The sequence below is a fragment of the Streptomyces sp. URMC 127 genome, assembly GCF_051386535.1.
GTDB lineage: Bacteria > Actinomycetota > Actinomycetes > Streptomycetales > Streptomycetaceae > Streptomyces.
Genome location: NZ_JBPQTW010000162.1, coordinates 1 through 15,841, shown reverse-complemented (window position 1 = coordinate 15,841; position 15,841 = coordinate 1). Strand labels below are relative to the sequence as shown.

Annotated in this window: 15 protein-coding genes; 10 read left to right on the top strand and 5 right to left on the bottom strand. The window is 76.1% G+C overall.

Annotation, left to right across the window (positions count from 1 at the left end):
* Positions 1-902: SDR family oxidoreductase (locus ACSNOH_RS25800; protein ID WP_436723812.1), on the bottom strand; the 902-nt coding region annotated here is incomplete at its 3' end.
* A complete protein-coding gene (locus tag ACSNOH_RS25795; RefSeq protein ID WP_436723811.1) occupies positions 899-1,699 on the bottom strand; it encodes an SDR family oxidoreductase in 801 nt (266 codons plus the stop codon). The genes ACSNOH_RS25800 and ACSNOH_RS25795, both read right to left, overlap by 4 nt.
* A 92-nt stretch (positions 1,700-1,791) precedes the next feature.
* Between ACSNOH_RS25795 and ACSNOH_RS25790 the strand changes: the two genes are divergently transcribed.
* The 4 genes from ACSNOH_RS25790 to ACSNOH_RS25775 are packed head-to-tail and all read left to right on the top strand — an operon-like array spanning position 1,792 to position 5,292.
* On the top strand, positions 1,792-2,562 hold the full coding sequence (locus ACSNOH_RS25790; protein ID WP_436723810.1) for an enoyl-CoA hydratase family protein: 771 nt from the start codon (positions 1,792-1,794) through the stop codon (positions 2,560-2,562).
* A complete protein-coding gene (locus tag ACSNOH_RS25785) occupies positions 2,559-3,476 on the top strand; it encodes a CoA transferase subunit A (protein ID WP_436723809.1) in 918 nt (305 codons plus the stop codon). Before ACSNOH_RS25790 ends, ACSNOH_RS25785 begins: the two co-directional genes overlap by 4 nt.
* A complete protein-coding gene (locus tag ACSNOH_RS25780) occupies positions 3,473-4,234 on the top strand; it encodes a CoA-transferase subunit beta (protein ID WP_436723808.1) in 762 nt (253 codons plus the stop codon). Before ACSNOH_RS25785 ends, ACSNOH_RS25780 begins: the two co-directional genes overlap by 4 nt.
* Positions 4,231-5,292 (top strand): NAD(P)H-dependent flavin oxidoreductase, encoded by a 1,062-nt coding sequence (locus ACSNOH_RS25775; RefSeq protein ID WP_436723807.1) that lies wholly within the window; start codon positions 4,231-4,233, stop codon positions 5,290-5,292. Before ACSNOH_RS25780 ends, ACSNOH_RS25775 begins: the two co-directional genes overlap by 4 nt.
* A gap of 31 nt (positions 5,293-5,323) precedes the next feature.
* Here ACSNOH_RS25775 and ACSNOH_RS25770 read toward each other — a convergent pair whose 3' ends face one another.
* Genes ACSNOH_RS25770 through ACSNOH_RS25760 form a run of 3 tightly spaced genes read right to left on the bottom strand, consistent with a single transcriptional unit; the run spans position 5,324 to position 7,960 of the window.
* The gene (locus ACSNOH_RS25770) at positions 5,324-6,481 is read right to left on the bottom strand and encodes an acetyl-CoA C-acetyltransferase (protein WP_436723806.1); all 1,158 of its coding nucleotides are present in this window, start codon (positions 6,479-6,481) and stop codon (positions 5,324-5,326) included.
* Between the two features lie 28 nt (positions 6,482-6,509).
* Positions 6,510-7,124 carry a TetR/AcrR family transcriptional regulator gene (locus ACSNOH_RS25765; protein WP_436723805.1) on the bottom strand — a complete coding sequence of 205 codons (615 nt, stop codon included), beginning with the start codon at positions 7,122-7,124 and terminating at the stop codon, positions 6,510-6,512.
* A 35-nt stretch (positions 7,125-7,159) separates the two neighbouring features.
* Entirely contained in the window at positions 7,160-7,960 is an 801-nt protein-coding gene (locus ACSNOH_RS25760) for an SDR family oxidoreductase (protein ID WP_436723804.1), read from the bottom strand.
* Between the two features lie 45 nt (positions 7,961-8,005).
* Here ACSNOH_RS25760 and ACSNOH_RS25755 point away from each other — a divergent pair, with 45 nt between their 5' ends.
* From ACSNOH_RS25755 to ACSNOH_RS25730, 6 genes are all read left to right on the top strand, one after another.
* On the top strand, positions 8,006-8,863 hold the full coding sequence (locus tag ACSNOH_RS25755; RefSeq protein WP_436723803.1) for an enoyl-CoA hydratase: 858 nt from the start codon (positions 8,006-8,008) through the stop codon (positions 8,861-8,863).
* Entirely contained in the window at positions 8,863-10,035 is a 1,173-nt protein-coding gene (locus tag ACSNOH_RS25750; protein ID WP_436723802.1) for an acyl-CoA dehydrogenase family protein, read from the top strand. Before ACSNOH_RS25755 ends, ACSNOH_RS25750 begins: the two co-directional genes overlap by 1 nt.
* Positions 10,036-10,094: 59 nt before the next feature.
* The gene (locus tag ACSNOH_RS25745) at positions 10,095-11,120 is read left to right on the top strand and encodes an acyl-CoA dehydrogenase family protein (RefSeq protein WP_436723801.1); all 1,026 of its coding nucleotides are present in this window, start codon (positions 10,095-10,097) and stop codon (positions 11,118-11,120) included.
* Positions 11,121-11,142: 22 nt separating this feature from the next.
* The gene (locus ACSNOH_RS25740; RefSeq protein ID WP_436723800.1) at positions 11,143-12,759 is read left to right on the top strand and encodes an FUSC family protein; all 1,617 of its coding nucleotides are present in this window, start codon (positions 11,143-11,145) and stop codon (positions 12,757-12,759) included.
* Between the two features lie 71 nt (positions 12,760-12,830).
* Entirely contained in the window at positions 12,831-13,337 is a 507-nt protein-coding gene (locus ACSNOH_RS25735; protein WP_436723799.1) for a MarR family winged helix-turn-helix transcriptional regulator, read from the top strand.
* 179 nt (positions 13,338-13,516) lie between these two features.
* A complete protein-coding gene (locus ACSNOH_RS25730; protein WP_436723798.1) occupies positions 13,517-15,784 on the top strand; it encodes a heavy metal translocating P-type ATPase in 2,268 nt (755 codons plus the stop codon).
* Positions 15,785-15,841 lie beyond the last annotated feature (57 nt).

Genomic DNA, 15,841 nt, shown 5'->3' with positions numbered 1-15,841 from the left:
CTGGACAGGGGCGCCGCGGTGCGCCCGTACGCCCTCCCCGGCGGTCGCGCGCCCGCCAGCAGGTCCCGTACCGCCTTCCCCGCCTCCCCCGGGGTCCAGCGGTCGCCCTTGTCGGCGAGTGGGCCCGGGTGCCAGCCTTCCATGACCGTGATGCGGCCGCCCTCCGCCGCGAAGACCTGGCCGGTGACGCCGGCGGAGTCCGCCGAGCCGAGCCAGACCACCAGCGGGGAGACGTTGGCGGGAGCCATCGCGTCGAAGCCGACGGCGGGCGCGGCCATCGCCGCCGCGAACGTCTTCTCGGTCATCCGGGTGCGCGCGGCGGGCGCGACGGCGTTGACCTGGACGCCGTAGCGGCCCAGTTCCGCGGCGGCCACCAGCGTCAGGGCGACGATGCCCGCCTTCGCCGCGGCGTAGTTGGCCTGCCCTACGCTGCCCAGCAGCCCCGCTCCGGACGTCGTGTTGACGACGCGCGCTCCCGGCGTCCGCCCGGCCTTGTGCTCGGCGCGCCAGTGCGCGGCGGCGTGGCGAAGCGTCAGGAAGTGGCCTTTGAGGTGGACGGCGACGACCGCGTCCCAGTCGTCCTCGCCAAGATTGACGAGCATCCGGTCGCGCAGGATGCCGGCGTTGTTGACGAGCGTGTCGAGCCGCCCGTAGGCGCCGAGGGCCGCGGCGACGAGGGAGGCCGCGCCCTCGTCCGTGGAGATGTCGCCGGTGTGCGGGACGGCGTCGCCGCCCCGCGCGCGGATCTCGTCCACCACGCTCCGCGCCTCGCCGGCCGACGGCTCCGCTTCGTTGACGACGACCCGTGCGCCCTCCGCGGCGAAGGCGAGCGCGTGCGCCCGGCCGAGGCCGCGGCCGGCTCCGGTGACGGCGGCGACGCGCCCGGTGCAGATTCCGGTCATGCCGGCGGCTCCTCGTGGCTCTCGTGGTTGACGGTGGCGGCGGCGAGGAAGGCCGGGCGTTCCCCGCCGCCGTGGACGAGCAGTTCGGCGCCGGTGATGTGGGCGGCCTCGGCGGAGGCGAGGAAAACGGCGGCGGCGCCGATCTCGTCGGGCTCGGCAAGCCGTCCGGCGGGCACGGTGCGGGCGACGGCGGCGAGCCCGGCCGCGTCGCCGTAGTGGAGACGGGCGGATTCGGTGCGCACCGGGCCCGGGACGAGGGTGTTGACGCGGACGTCCGGCGCCCATTCGACGGCCATGGTGCGCGCGAGGCTGTGCAGGCCGGCCTTGGCCGCTCCGTAGGCGGCGGTGCCGGGCGAGGGCCGGGTACCGCTCACGCTGCCGACCATCAGCACGCAGCCGCCGGGCCGTTCGCGCAGCAGCGGGTACGCGGCGAGCGACGCGGTCAGCGGTGCGAGGAGGTTGAGGGCGACGATGCGGGCGTGCCGGCCGGCGCCGGCCGCCGCGAGCGGCCGGTAGGGCGTGCCGCCCGCGTTGTTCACGAGGACGTCGAGCCGCCCGTACTCGGCAGCCACGCGGTCGAAGAGGCCGCTGACGGCGGCCTCGTCGCGCAGGTCCGCGGACAGGTGGCGGGCGGTGCGCCCGGCGGCGGTGACGGGCCGCTCCGGCGGCCGGCGGGCGCAGACGACGACGCGCGCGCCGGAGCGCAGGAAGGCGCGTGCGATGCCCGCGCCGACTCCGCGCGTGCCGCCGGTGACGACGACGGTGCGCGCCCCGGTGTGCCTCGTGCCGGTCGGCATGGTGCCACCTCCCACGGCGGGTCGTGCGCTGCTACCGTCGACACCACCGCACGACCTAACAAACGTTTGGTGGAAAGGTAGCGGATCCTCCGATGAGTGTCTCCACCTCACGCCCCGAACCGGCCGTCGCCGTCGTCACCGTGGACTTCCCGCCGGTCAACGCCCTTCCCGTGCAGGGCTGGTACGACCTCGCAGCCGCGGTCGGCACGGCCGGGGCCGACAGCGCTGTCCGCTGCGTCGTGCTGGAGGCCGCGGGCCGCGGCTTCAACGCCGGCGTGGACCTCAAGGAGATCCGGAGCTCCCCCGGCCACGAGGCCCTGATCGGCGCCAACCACGGCTGCGCTGCGGCCTTTTCGGCGGTCTACGACTGCCCGGTGCCGGTGATCGCCGCCGTGCACGGCTTCTGCCTGGGCGGCGGGGTCGGCCTGGCGGGCAACGCGGACGCCGTCGTCGCCACGGAGGACGCCGTCTTCGGCCTGCCCGAGCTGGACCGCGGCGCGCTCGGCGCCGCGACGCACCTGGCACGGCTCGTCCCCCAGCACCTCATGCGCACCCTCTACTTCACCTCACGCACCGTCACGGCACACGAGCTGCACCGGCACGGCTCCGTCTGGCGCGTCGTGCCGCGCGGCGGGCTCCGCGCCGCGGCCCTGGAGCTGGCGCGGGAGATCGCCGCGAAGGACGGCGTGCTGCTGCGGCTGGCGAAGTCGGCGCTCAACGGCATCGACCCGGTCGACGTGCGCCGCAGCTACCGCTACGAGCAGGGTTTCACCTTCGAGGCGGGCCTGTGCGGGGCGGGCAACCGCCTGCGCGAGGCGTTCGGACGGCAGGACGACCGGCAGGAGGAGGGGAAAGCACCATGACGAACAGCGCCGTCACGAACAGCGCCGTCACGAACAGCGCCGTGACGAACAGGGCCGACAAGACCATGACCGCCGACGAAGCCGTCTCCCGTCTCGCGAGCGGCATGACCGTCGGCATCGGCGGCTGGGGCTCCCGGCGCAAGCCCATGGCCCTCGTCCGGGCCCTGCTGCGCTCGGACGTCCGCGACCTCACGGTGGTCTCGTACGGCGGCCCGGACGTCGGGCTGCTGGTGGCCGCCGGCCGGGTCCGCAAGCTCGTCGCCGCTTTCGCGACGCTCGACTCGGTCCCGCTCGAACCGCACTTCCGCGCCGCCCGCCAGCGCGGTGAGATCGAACTGGTCGAGCTCGACGAGGCGATGGTCATGTGGGGGCTGACGGCCGCCGCGCACCGGCTGCCGTTCCTGCCCGTACGCGCGGGCCTCGGCTCGGACGTCATGACCGTCAACCCCCGGCTGCGCACCGTGACGTCCCCCTACGAGGACGGCGAGGAGCTCGTCGCGGTCCCGGCGCTCACCCTGGACGCGGCCCTGGTGCACCTGAACCGGGCGGACGCGCACGGCAACGCCCAGTACCTGGGCCCGGACCCGTACTTCGACGACCTGTTCTGCGAGGCGGCGCGCGAGGCGTACGTCTCCTGCGAACGGATCGTCGACAGCGCCGAGTTCACCCGGCACGCCGGCCCGCAGACGCTCCTGGTGCAGCGGACCTGCGTCAACGGCGTCGTCGAGGCGCCGGGCGGGGCGCACTTCACCTCCTGCGTCCCGGACTACGACCGCGACGAGGCGTTCCAGGCGGCGTACGCGGCGGCCGCGGCCGACCCGGCGGCCTGGCGCGCGTTCACCGCCCGCTTCCTGTCGGGCGACGAGGACGCCTACCGGGCCGCGGTCGCCGGCTTCGCGCGGGGCGCGGCATGAGCGCCGGACCGGCGGGACGGGCCGAGGTGTGCGTCGTGGCGTGCGCGGAGGCGTGGCGCGGCGCCGGGGAGGTGCTCGCCGCGCCGATGGGGGTGGTGCCGACGGCGGGGGCGCGGCTCGCCCGGCTCACCTTCGCCCCGGACCTGCTGCTCACGGACGGGGAGGCCTTGCTGGTCGCGGACGTGCCCGCGCTGGGCGCGAAGGCCCGCACGGTCGAGGGGTGGCTGCCGTACCGCCGTCACCTGGCGCTGGTCGCGGGCGGGCGGCGGCACGTGATGATGGGCGCGGCCCAGCTCGACCGGCACGGCAACCAGAACATCTCCTGCATCGGCGACTGGCGGCGTCCCGCGCGGCAGCTCCTGGGCGTCCGCGGGGCACCGGCCAACACCGTCAATAATCCCACGAGTTACTGGATCCCCCGGCACTCGCCGCGCGTGCTCGTCGCGAAGGCCGACATGGTGAGCGGCGTCGGCTACGACCGGGCGGCCGCCGCGGGGCCGTCGGCGGCGCGCTTCCACCGCATCCCGCGGGTGGTTACCGACCTGGCGGTGCTCGACTTCGAGACGGCCGACCGCACGATGCGGGTCCGTTCGCTGCACCCGGGCGTGAGTGCGGAGGAACTCCGTGCGGCCACGGGCTTCCCGCTGGAGGTGCCGCCCGGCGTGCCGCGTACGCGCCTGCCCTCCGCCGAGGAGCTGCGGCTGATCCGGGAGGTCATCGACCCGGACGGGCTGTGCGCGCGGGAGGTGGGGGGATGAGGACGGCGCTGACGGAGCTGGTGGGTGTCCGGCACCCGCTCGTGCAGACGGGCATGGGCTGGGTCGCGGGGCCGCGGCTGGTGTCGGCCGCGGCGAACGCGGGCGCGCTCGGCATCCTCGGTTCGGCGACCATGACGCCCGACGCGCTCAGGGCGGCGATCAGGAAGGTGCGGTCCCGTACGGCGGGGCAGCCCTTCGGGGTCAACCTGCGGGCGGACGCGGGCGACGCCCGGGAGCGAGTGGACATCCTGATCGAGGAGGGGGTGCGGGTCGCGTCGTTCGCGCTGGCCCCGTCCCGGGAGCTGATCGCCCGGCTCAAGGGCGCCGGGGTGCTCGTCGTGCCGTCCGTGGGCGCCCGGCGCCACGCCGAGAAGGTCGCCGCGTGGGGCGCGGACGCGGTCGTCGTGCAGGGCGGCGAGGGCGGCGGCCACACGGGCGAGGTCGCCACGACCGTCCTGCTGCCGCAGGTGGTGGACGCCGTGGGGATCCCGGTCGTGGCGGCGGGCGGCTTCCGCGACGGGCGCGGCCTGGTGGCGGCCCTGGCGTTCGGCGCCGCCGGGGTCGCCATGGGCACGCGTTTCCTGCTGACCGCCGACAGCCCGGTGCCGGAGGCGGTCAAGGCGGCCTACCTCGCGGCGACGGTGCGGGACGTCGTGGTCACGACGAAGGTCGACGGCCTCCCCCACCGGATGCTGCGCACGCCCTTCGTCGCGGGCCTGGAGCGCTCGGGGCGGCTCGGCGGGCTCGTCCGCGCGCTGCGGCACGCGGCGGCCTTCCGGGCCTTGTCGGGGATGAGCCGGCGGCAGCTGGTGCGGGACGGCCTGGCGATGCGGCGCGCCCGCGGACTGACGTGGAGCCAGGTGGCGCTGGCAGCCGGCACGCCCGTGCTGCTGAAGGCCGCCATGGTGGACGGGCGTACGGATCTGGGGGTGATGGCCGCGGGACAGGTCGCCGGTGCCATCGACGACCTGCCGACGTGCGCCGAGCTGGTGGAGCGGGTGATGGCGGAGGCGGAGGAGGTGCTGGTGGCGCTCGCGGAGCACGGCGCCGCCGGATAGGACCTGCAACGAGCCCCGGCCGGCAGGCGGCTCACAGCCGTTCGATGATGGTCACGTTCGCCTGTCCGCCTCCCTCGCACATCGTCTGCAGGCCGTAGCGGCCGCCGGTGCGCTCCAGTTCGTGCAGCAGCGTCGTCATCAGCTTCGCTCCGCTCGCGCCCAGGGGGTGGCCCAGCGCGATGGCGCCGCCGTTGACGTTGACCTTCTCCGGGTCGGCGCCGGTCTCGCGGAGCCAGGCCAGGACGACGGGGGCGAACGCCTCGTTGACCTCGAAGAGGTCGATGTCCCCGATCGTCAGCCCGGCCTTCTTGAGCGCGTGGGCCGTGGCCGGGATGGGTGCGGTCAGCATGCGAACGGGGTCCTCGCCGCGTACGGAGAGGTGGTGGACGCGGGCGCGCGGGGTCAGCCCGTGGTCGCGCACGGCGCGCTCGCTCGCGAGCAGCAGGGCGGCCGCGCCGTCGGAGATCTGCGAGGAGAGCGCGGCGGTCAGCCGGCCGCCTTCCACGACCGGGGGCAGCGCGGCCATCTTCGCGAGGGAGGTGTCCCTGCGGGGCCCCTCGTCGGCGGTCAGGCCGCCGTACGGGGCGAGTTCGCGGTCGAAGCGGCCCTCGTCGGCGGCGCGCACGGCCCGCCGGTGCGACAGCAGCGCGTACTCCTCCATGGCCGGCCGGCCGATCTCCCACTGCCGGGCGATGAGTTCGGCGCCGTGGAACTGGCTGACGGGCCGGTCGCCGTAGCGCGCCCGCCAGCCCTCCGAGCCGGCGAACGGGCCCTCGGTGAGGCCCAGCGGGACGGCCGCGCGGTGGACGGCGTAGGCGAGGGGGATCTGCGACATGTTCTGGACGCCGCCCGCCACGACGAGGTCCTGGGTGCCGGAGAGGACGGCCTGGGCGGCGAAGTGGACGGCCTGCTGGCCGGATCCGCACTGCCGGTCGACGGTGACGCCGGGGACCTCCTCGGGCAGCCCGGCGGCCAGCCAGCTCGTCCGGGCGATGTCGCCGGCCTGCGGCCCGACCGCGTCCAGGCAGCCGAAGACCACGTCCTCGACGGCGGCCGGGTCCACGCCCGTGCGCTCCATCAGGGCGCGCAGGACGTGCGCGCCGAGGTCGGCGGGGTGGGCGGCGGAGAGCCCGCCGCCGCGCCGTCCTGCGGGGGTGCGGACCGCTCCGGCGATGTATGCCTCGGCCATGGCCGATCACTCCTCGGTGTCCCTCGGGTCATTCGCGTACGGCGATGCCCTCCAGCACCATCGACAAGTACTGACGGGCGATCTCCTCGGGGCTGTGCGCGCCGCCCGGCCGGTACCAGGACGCGGCGACCCACACGGTGTCGCGCACGAAGCGGTAGGCGAGCCGGACGTCGAGGTCGGCGCGGAAGACGCCGGCCGCCGTGCCGCGCCGCAGGGTGCCCAGCCAGGCCTCCTCGAACCTGCGCTGGGACTCGGCGAGGTAGGCGAAGCGCGGCTGCGCGGCGAGGTGGCGCGCCTCGCGCTGGTAGATGGCGACGGCGGGGCGGTGCCGGTCGATCTCCCGGAACGACTCGGTGACCAGGGCCTCCAGGGTCTCCCGCGGACCGAGCCCGGCGGCGAGCACCGCGTCGTAGCCGGCCCACAGCTCGTCGAGGAAGGCCGACAGGATCTCGTCCAGCATCGACTCCTTGGAGTCGAAGTGGTAGTAGAGGCTCCCGGCGAGGAGCCCGGCCTCGTCGGCGATGCGCCGCACGGTGGTGGCGTTGTAGCCGTGCGCGGCGAACACCTCGGCGGCGGTCGCGAGGAGCTCGCCGCGCCGCTCGGGCGCGGGCCGCTCGGTGGTGGTCTTCTTGCTGTTCGGCACGGGGACATTGTCGGTCACCTGTCGGTCCGGTGCCGTCACGCGCGCTGGCTGCTGACGGAGACCGTCTCCCCGGTCATGTACGAGGAGTAGGCGCTGGCGAGGAAGACGATCACGTTGGCGACCTCCCAGGGTTCGGCGGCCCGCCCGAACGCCTCGCGCCGCGCCAGCTCGTCGAGCAGCTCCGGGGTGGTGACCTTGGCGAGGTGGGGGTGGAGGGCGAGGCTCGGCGCGACGGCGTTGACGCGGACGCCGTAGGCGGCGGCCTCCACGGCCGCGCAGCGCGTGAGCGCCATGACGCCGGCCTTGGCGGCGGCGTAGTGGGCCTGTCCGTGCTGGGCGCGCCAGCCGGCGACGGAGGCGTTGTTGACGACGACGCCGCCGGTGCCGCGGGCGCGCATGCGGCGCAGGGCGGCCCGGGTGCAGCGGAAGGTGCCGCCGAGGGTGGTGCCGACGACGGCTTCCCACTGCTCGTCGGTCATCTCGGCGAGCTCCGCGGTGCCGCCGAGGCCCGCGTTGTTGACGACGACGTCGAGGGCGCCGTGCCGCTCCTCGGCCAGCTCGAAGAGGGCGGCGACCTGCCCCTCGTCGGTGACGTCGCAGGGCAGGCCGGCGACCTGCCGGCCGCCGAACTCCTCGCTCAGCGCGGCCACGGCGACGCGCAGCCTGCGGGCGTGCCGGTCGCCGAGAACGACGCGGGCGCCCTCCTCCAGGAAGCGGCGGGCGGTCGCGGCGCCGATGCCGGCGCCGGCCGCGGCGGTGATGACGGCGGTGCGGCCGGACAGCAGGTCGTGGCCGGGGACGTACGGCGGCGGGCCGGAGCTCTCGACGCTGCTCATGAGGGGACGTTAACCTACCAAACACTTGTTAGGGAAGGATGCCTGATGGCCACTGACCCTGTGGTGCGCTGCGAACGCACCGGCCCCGTCGCGACGGTCACCATGAACCGGCCCGCGTACCGCAACGCCCAGAACTCCGCGATGACGTACGCCCTGGACACGGCCTTCTACGAGGCGGCGGCCGACGACGCCGTCAAGGTGATCGTCCTCGCGGGTGCGGGCGCGCACTTCTCGTCCGGCCACGACATCGGCACGCCCGGGCGCGACGCCCACCTGCCGTTCGACCGCCGGGCGGGCCTGTGGTGGGACCACTGCGGCAAGGCGGGCGCGGAGAGCCGCTTCGCGCGCGAGTCCGAGGTCTACCTGGGCATGTGCCGCCGCTGGCGCGAGCTGCCCAAGCCGCTGATCGCCTCGGTGCAGGGCGCCTGCGTGGCGGGCGGTCTGATGCTGGCCTGGGTCTGCGACCTGATCGTCGCCAGCGAGGACGCCTTCTTCGCCGACCCGGTGGTGCGGATGGGCGTCCCCGGCGTGGAGTACTTCGCGCACCCGTGGGCGCTGCCGCCGCGCGTCGCGAAGGAACTCCTCTACACGGGCGACCGGATGACGGCGCGGCGCGCCCACGAGCTCGGCATGGTCAACCGCGTCGTGCCGCGCGATCACCTGGCGGCGCGCACCCGCGAACTCGCCGAGCGGGTCGCCGCGATGCCGCGCATGGGCCTCGCCCTCGCCAAGCGCGCCGTCAACCAGGCCGAGGACCTGCAGGGCCTGCACGGCGGGCTCGACGCGGCGTTCGCCCTGCACCATCTCGCGCACGCGCACAACGCCGAGACCGGCGGCGATCCGCTCGGCGGCATGGACGCCCGGGCGATGAAGGCGAGGGCGGGGCACGGGGAGGGCGTCTGATGGACCTGGACCTCACCCCCGGGCAGGAGGCCTTCCGCACGGAGGCCCGCGCCTGGCTCGCCGCGCACGTGCCGCGCGCGCCGCTGCCCTCGCTGGAGACCGCGGAGGGGTTTGCCGAACGCCGCGCGTGGGAGCGGACGTTGCACGCCGGCGGCTGGTCGGCCGTCACCTGGCCGCCCGCGTACGGGGGCCGCGGCCGGTCGTTCCTGGAGTGGCTCCTCTTCGAGGAGGAGTACTGGGCGGCCGGTGCGCCCGCGCGGGTCTCGCAGAACGGGACCGGCCTGCTGGCGCCGACGCTGTTCGAGCACGGCACGCGGGAGCAGCGCGCGCGGATCCTGCCCGCGATGGCGAGCGGGGAGACGGTGTGGGCCCAGGCGTGGTCGGAGCCGGAGGCGGGCTCCGACCTCGCGTCCCTGCGGTCGGTGGCCGTGCCGGTGGCCGGCGGATGGCTGCTGAGCGGGCAGAAGGCCTGGTCCTCGCGGGCCGCGTTCGCCGACCGGGCCTTCGGGCTGTTCCGCAGCCACGCCGCCGCGGGCCGGCCCCACGAGGGACTCACGTACGCGCTGTTCGGCCTGGACGCCGAGGGGGTGACGGTGCGTCCGGTCGCCCGGCTCGACGGCAAGCCGGCGTTCGCGGAGATCTTCCTGGACGAGGTGTTCGTGCCGGACCGGGACATCGTGGGCGCGCCCGGCGACGGCTGGCGCGTCGCCATGAGCACCGCCGGCAGCGAGCGCGGCCTCGGCCTGCGCAGCCCGGGCCGCTACGTGGCCGCCGCGCGCCGCCTCGTCGCGCTGTGGCGGGCGGCGGCCGACCCCGGGGACACGGCGCTGCGCGACCGGGTGGCGGACGCGGTGGTGCGGGCCCGCGCCTACCAGCTGTACGGGTACCGGCTCGCGTGCACGCCGGGCGGGGCGCGGGGCGCGGAGCCGAGCCTTGCGAAGCTCTTCTGGTCGGAGCTGGACCTGGCCCTGCACGAGACGGCGCTCGACCTGCTCGGCCCGTACGGCGAGCTGGCCGGCGGGGCGGCCGGCACCCCGGCGCACGGCGGCTGGGCGGAGGGCTGGATCTTCGCGCTGGCGGGCCCGGTCTATGCGGGCACGAACGAGATCCAGCGCGACATCGTGGCGGAGCGGCTACTGGGCCTGCCGAGGGGGCGGGAGCGGCCGCGGTGACGGCCGCGAACGGCCGATAAAGACGCATGCACTCGTCCCGTCCCACAGGAGCGGCCCGCATGGACTTCGCACTCGGCACCGAGCAGCAGGACTTCGCCCGCACCCTCGGCCGGATGCTGGGCGCGGCGGACACCCCGGGGGCCGTGCGGGCCTGGGCGCGCGGTGAGCACGGGCCCGGGCTCGCGGTGTGGGAGCGGGTGGCGCGGGCGGGGGTGTTCGGGCTGGCGGTGCCGGAGGCGTACGGCGGCGCGGGGCCGCTGCCGGCGGAGGCGGCGGTGGCGTTCACCGAGCTGGGCCGGCACGCGGTGCCGGGCCCGGCCGTGGAGACGGTCGCCGTGACGGCCCTGCTGGCCCGGCTGGCCGGGGCGGGCGGCCCGGCCGTGCTCGCGGAGGCCTGGCTGCCGCGGGTGTGCGAGGGGGCGGCCCTGGTGACGGCGGCGTTTCCGGGGGCGCCGGGCGGGAGTCCGTACGCGCCGGACGCGGACGCGTGCGACGGGGTGTTCGTGGTGCCGGCCGGGACGGACGACCTGTTCCTGGCCGCCGGGCACGGGCCCGTGCAGCCTTCGCTGGACCCGGCGCGGCGGCTCGCCCTGCCGCGCTGCGGGCCGGAGCCGGTGGCGTCGGGGCGGGCGGTGCGCGAGGCGGTGCGGCACGCCGCGGACTGGGCGGCGTTCGCGGCGGCCGCGCAGCTGCTCGGCGTGGGGGCGGCGCTGCTGGAGCGGACGGTGGCGTACGTGGGGCAGCGCAGGCAGTTCGGCTCGCCGGTCGGCGCGTTCCAGGCGGTCAAGCACCGGCTGGCGGACACGCGCGTGGGGCTGGAGTTCGCGGGTCCGCTCGTGTACGGCGCCGCCGTGGCCCTGGCGGCGGGGGCGCCGGGCGCCGGGGCGGAGGTCGCCGCGGCGAAGGCGGCCGCGTCCGACGCGGCGTGGGCCGCGGCGCGGGCCGCGCTGCAGCTGCACGGTGCGATCGGCTACACCGCGGAGTACGACCTGTCGCTGTGGCTGGGCAAGGCGCGGGCGCTGCGGTCGGCGTGGGGGTCGCCGGCCGCCTGCCGGGCCCGCACCCTCGATATATTTCGCGAGTAAAACACTTGCTAACCTTTGGGGCATGGTGAGACGACCCGCCCTGCCCGGGACCCTGCACGCCGCCTTCCGGCTCGGCCGGCCGGCGGACACCCGCCACAAGGCGGCCCTGAGCGCCGTCGTGGCCATGGCCGTACCGGACGCCGCCCTGCTCGCGGCGGACCGGCTGGACCTCGCGCTGTACACCTCCGCCGGCGCCCTGTGCGCGCTCTACGGCCACGACCGCCCGTACGCCGGCCGCGCCCGGGCGCTCGCCCTCGTCGTGCTCGGCATGACGGCGGGCGTCGGCGTCGCCCTGGGCGCCGCTGCCCTGACGGACTCCCCCGCCGCCCTCGTACTGGTCGCCGCGGTGCTCGCGGCCGTACAGAAGACGGTGTGCGACGCCGCCCGCACCGGCCCGCCCGGCAACGTCGTCCTGACCTTCGTCTCGGCGTCGGCGTGCTTCGCACCGCAGCGGGCGGCGGACCTGCCGCTCCACCTCGGGCTGACCCTGGCCTGCGGACTGTGGGCGTGGCTGGTCTGCATGGCGCCCGCCCTCGTCCGGCCGCACGGCCCCGACCGGATCGCCGCCGCCCGCGCCCTGGAGGCCGCGGCGCGCGCGGTCCGGGCGGACGCGGCAGCCGCTCCCCGCGCCCGGCACGCCGCCTGGCAGGCGCTGCTCCGGGCACCCGCGCAGGTGCGCGCCCGCGTCCACGAGGGGCTCGCCCGCCTGGAGGCGGGCGCACCGGCCGACCACGACCGGCAGGCATCCCCGGGCGCCGCACCGGCCGGGGCTGCGGACGCCGGGCGCTGGGAGGCGTGGGCGCGCGACCTGCGCAAGGGCCGCCCCCTGCCCGGGGACGCTCCCGCCGTGCCCGGCCCGGGCGCCCTGCCCCCGCCGCCTGTGCGGCTGCGCCCGCACCTCCCCGCGGGCGCCCGGGTGCTCACCGGCGCCGCGCTCGGCGGCTGGGCGTCGCTCGCCTGCGGCGTCGGGCACCCGTACTGGGCGGTGGTGACGGCCGCCTCGGTCGTCCAGGCCGCTTCCGTGCCGTCCTGGCACCGCGCGCTGCAGCGGGTGCTGGGCAATCTCCTCGGCGTGCTGCTCTTCGCCGCGCTCGTGCCGCTGGTCCGCACCGGCGCCGTGGCCATGGTGCTGACCGCGCTCGCCCTGCAGGCCGGTGCCGAGGCGCTGATCTCCCGCAACTACTGGCTCGGCACGGTCTGCGTCACCCCGATGGCCCTGCTGCTGACCGAATTCGGCGGCAGCCACCCCGCCCGGGAGCTCGTCGGCGACCGCTGGACCGATACGCTCGTCGGCGCGGCGACGGGCCTGCTGGCCTGCGCGCTGGTCGGCAACCGGCGGGCGGCGGAGCGGGTCGAGGCCGCCGTGGCCCGGGTGGAGAGGGCGCTCGCCGCGGCCCTCGCCGTGCCGGCCGGCACGGAAAGCGCCCGCGGCACCGAAGGCGCCCCCGGCACAACCCGCGACACCGCCCGCGACCGGCTCGCGGCCGCCCTCGTCGAACTGCGCGAGGCGGCCGACACCGCGGCCGGCGAGTGGCGGCGGGCCCCGGCCGGGGAACACGTTGAGCGTGCCGAGCGGGACGGCCACCGCGCGCTGGCCTCACTCGTACGGGAGCGCGTCCCCGGCGGCGCGGCGTTCTGAGCCTCCCTCCGGACGGGCACCGGCGGGGCGGCAGAATCTACCCGGAGCACCGACTGGAAAGGATCACCACCGTGACCGAGGACATCGTCGCGCGCGTGCTGCGGCAGTGGCAGCAGGTCCACCCCGGACTCGACACCGCGCCGATGGCCGTGATCGGCAGGCTCAACCGCTGTGCGGCGCTGCTCCAGCAGGCCACGGACGCCCCGCTGGTGCGGGAGGGCCTGACGCGCGCGGAGTTCGACATCCTCGGCACCCTGCGGCGCACGGACCGGGAGCTGACCCCGGGCCAGATCGCGCGGGAGACGTTCGCGTCGGGGGCGGCGGTGACCAAGCGGCTGCGGGTGCTCGAAGCGCGCGAGCTGGTCGCGCGCCGCGCGGACGAGCGGGACCGGCGCGTGGCGCACCTGTCCCTGACGGAGGAGGGCCGGGAGCTCATCGACCGCCTGATCCCCCACCAGCTGGACTACGAGTCGGCGCTGCTGGAAGGGCTCGGCGGGGAGCGCCGGACGGAGCTGGCGGAGACGCTCGCCGAACTCCTCGTCCTCCTGGAGGGACGCCTCGGCGGACTCCAGCCGTAGGCCGTTCCGGCGGATTGCGGCGTATTACTGCAGGTGCCCCGTCTTCCTGTGGCCCGTACCCCCCGGGGGTACGGGCCACAGGCATGTCGCCGCCCCTTGCATTGGATACACCCCAGGGGTATACATGAACCCAAGAGATACCCCCTAGGGGTATGAGGGGACAGCGGCGAGGAGCAGGGATGAGCACTACGGGAAGCACCACCGGAACAGCCGAGGTGGAACTCGCGATCGGCGGCATGACCTGCGCCTCCTGCGCCGCCCGCATCGAGAAGAAGCTCAACCGCATGGAGGGCGTCGAGGCCACCGTCAACTACGCGACCGAGAAGGCCAGGGTCTTCTACGGCGGAGACGTCGCCGTGGACGACCTGATCGCCACGGTGGTGGCCACCGGCTACACCGCCGAGCCGCCCGCACCGCCCGCCGCGGCGGAGGCGGGGGCCGGCCCGGAGCAGGCGGCGGCCGGGGAGGGCGACGAGCTGCGCACGCTGCGGCAGCGGCTGGTCACCGCCGTGACGCTGGCCGTGCCGGTGATCCTGCTGGCGATGGTGCCGGCCCTGCAGTTCACGTACTGGCAGTGGCTGTCGCTGACGCTGACGGCGCCGGTCGTGACGTACGCCGCCTGGCCCTTCCACCGTGCCGCGGTCACCAACGCCCGGCACGGCGCGGCCACCATGGACACCCTGATCTCGGTGGGCGTCTCGGCGGCCTTCCTGTGGTCGGTGTGGGCGCTGTTCCTCGGCGACGCGGGCATGCCGGGCATGACGCACTCCTTCGACCTGACGGTCGCGCGCAGCGACGGCGCGGAGAACATCTACCTGGAGGCGGCCGCGGGCGTGACCGCGTTCATCCTGGCCGGCCGGTACTTCGAGGCGCGCTCCAAGCGCAAGGCGGGGGCCGCGCTGCGGGCGCTGATGGAGCTGGGCGCCAAGGAGGTCACGGTCCTGCGGGGCGGGAAGGAGGAGCGCATCCCCGTCTCCGGTCTGGCCGTCGGCGACCGCTTCGTCGTCCGCCCCGGCGAGAAGATCGCCACGGACGGCACCGTGGTCGAGGGCAGCTCCGCCGTGGACGCCTCGATGCTCACCGGCGAGTCGGTCCCGGTCGAGGTCGGCGCGGGCGACCCCGTCACCGGCGCGACCCTCAACGCGGGCGGCCGCCTCGTCGTGGAGGCGGGCCGGGTCGGCGCCGACACGCAGCTGGCCCGGATGGCGAAGCTCGTCGAGGACGCGCAGAACGGCAAGGCGGCGGCCCAGCGGCTCGCCGACCGGATCTCCGCCGTCTTCGTGCCCGTGGTCATCGCCCTCGCGCTCGGCACGCTCGGCTTCTGGCTCGCCACGGGCGCCGGTGCCACCGCCGCGTTCACCGCCGCCGTGGCGGTGCTGATCATCGCCTGCCCGTGCGCCCTGGGGCTCGCCACGCCCACCGCCCTGATGGTCGGCACCGGCCGCGGCGCCCAGCTCGGCATCCTCATCAAGGGCCCCGAGGTCCTGGAGACCACCCGCAAGGCCGACACGATCGTCCTCGACAAGACGGGCACCGTCACGACCGGCCGGATGACCCTGCTCGCCGTCCGCACCGCCGACGGCGTGAGCGAGACCGAGGCCCTGCGGCTGGCCGGCGCGCTGGAGCACGCCTCCGAGCACCCCATCGCCCGGGCGATCGCCGCCGGTGCCGCCGAGCGGACCGGGCAGCTGCCCGTCCCGGAGGACTTCGCCAACCTGCCGGGCCTCGGCGTGCAGGGCGTGGTCGAGGGGCACGCGGTGCTGGTGGGCCGGGAGAAGCTGCTCGCCGAGTGGGCGATGACCCTGCCGGCCGGGCTGCAGGAGGCGAAGGACACCGCGGAGGCCGCCGGCCGTACGGCCGTCCTCGTCGCCTGGGACGGCGCGGCCCGCGCGGTGCTGGAGGTGGCCGACGCGGTCAAGGGCACCAGTGCCGAGGCCGTCCGCCGGCTGCGCGCGCTCGGCCTGACGCCGATCCTGCTCACCGGCGACAACAAGGCCGTCGCCGAGGCCGTCGCCGCCGAGGTCGGCATCGGCGAGGTGATCGCCGAGGTCATGCCGCAGGACAAGGTGGACGTCGTCAAGCGGCTGCAGGCCGAGGGACGTTCGGTCGCCATGGTCGGCGACGGCGTCAACGACGCGGCCGCGCTCGCCCGGGCGGACCTGGGCCTGGCGATGGGTACCGGGACCGACGCCGCCATCGAGGCGGGCGACCTCACGCTCGTCCGCGGCGACCTGCGCACCGCCGCCGACGCGATCCGCCTGGCCCGCCGCACGCTCGGCACCATCAAGGCCAACCTGTTCTGGGCCTTCGCCTACAACGTGGCGGCGCTGCCGCTGGCGGCCGCGGGGCTGCTGAACCCGATGATCGCCGGAGCCGCGATGGCCTTCTCGTCGGTCTTCGTCGTCGGCAACAGCCTCCGCCTGCGGGGCTTCCGGGCGGAGGCCTGACAGCGGCCCTTGCACCACGGCGGGGGGGGGGGGGGGGGGGGGGGGGGGGGGGGGGGG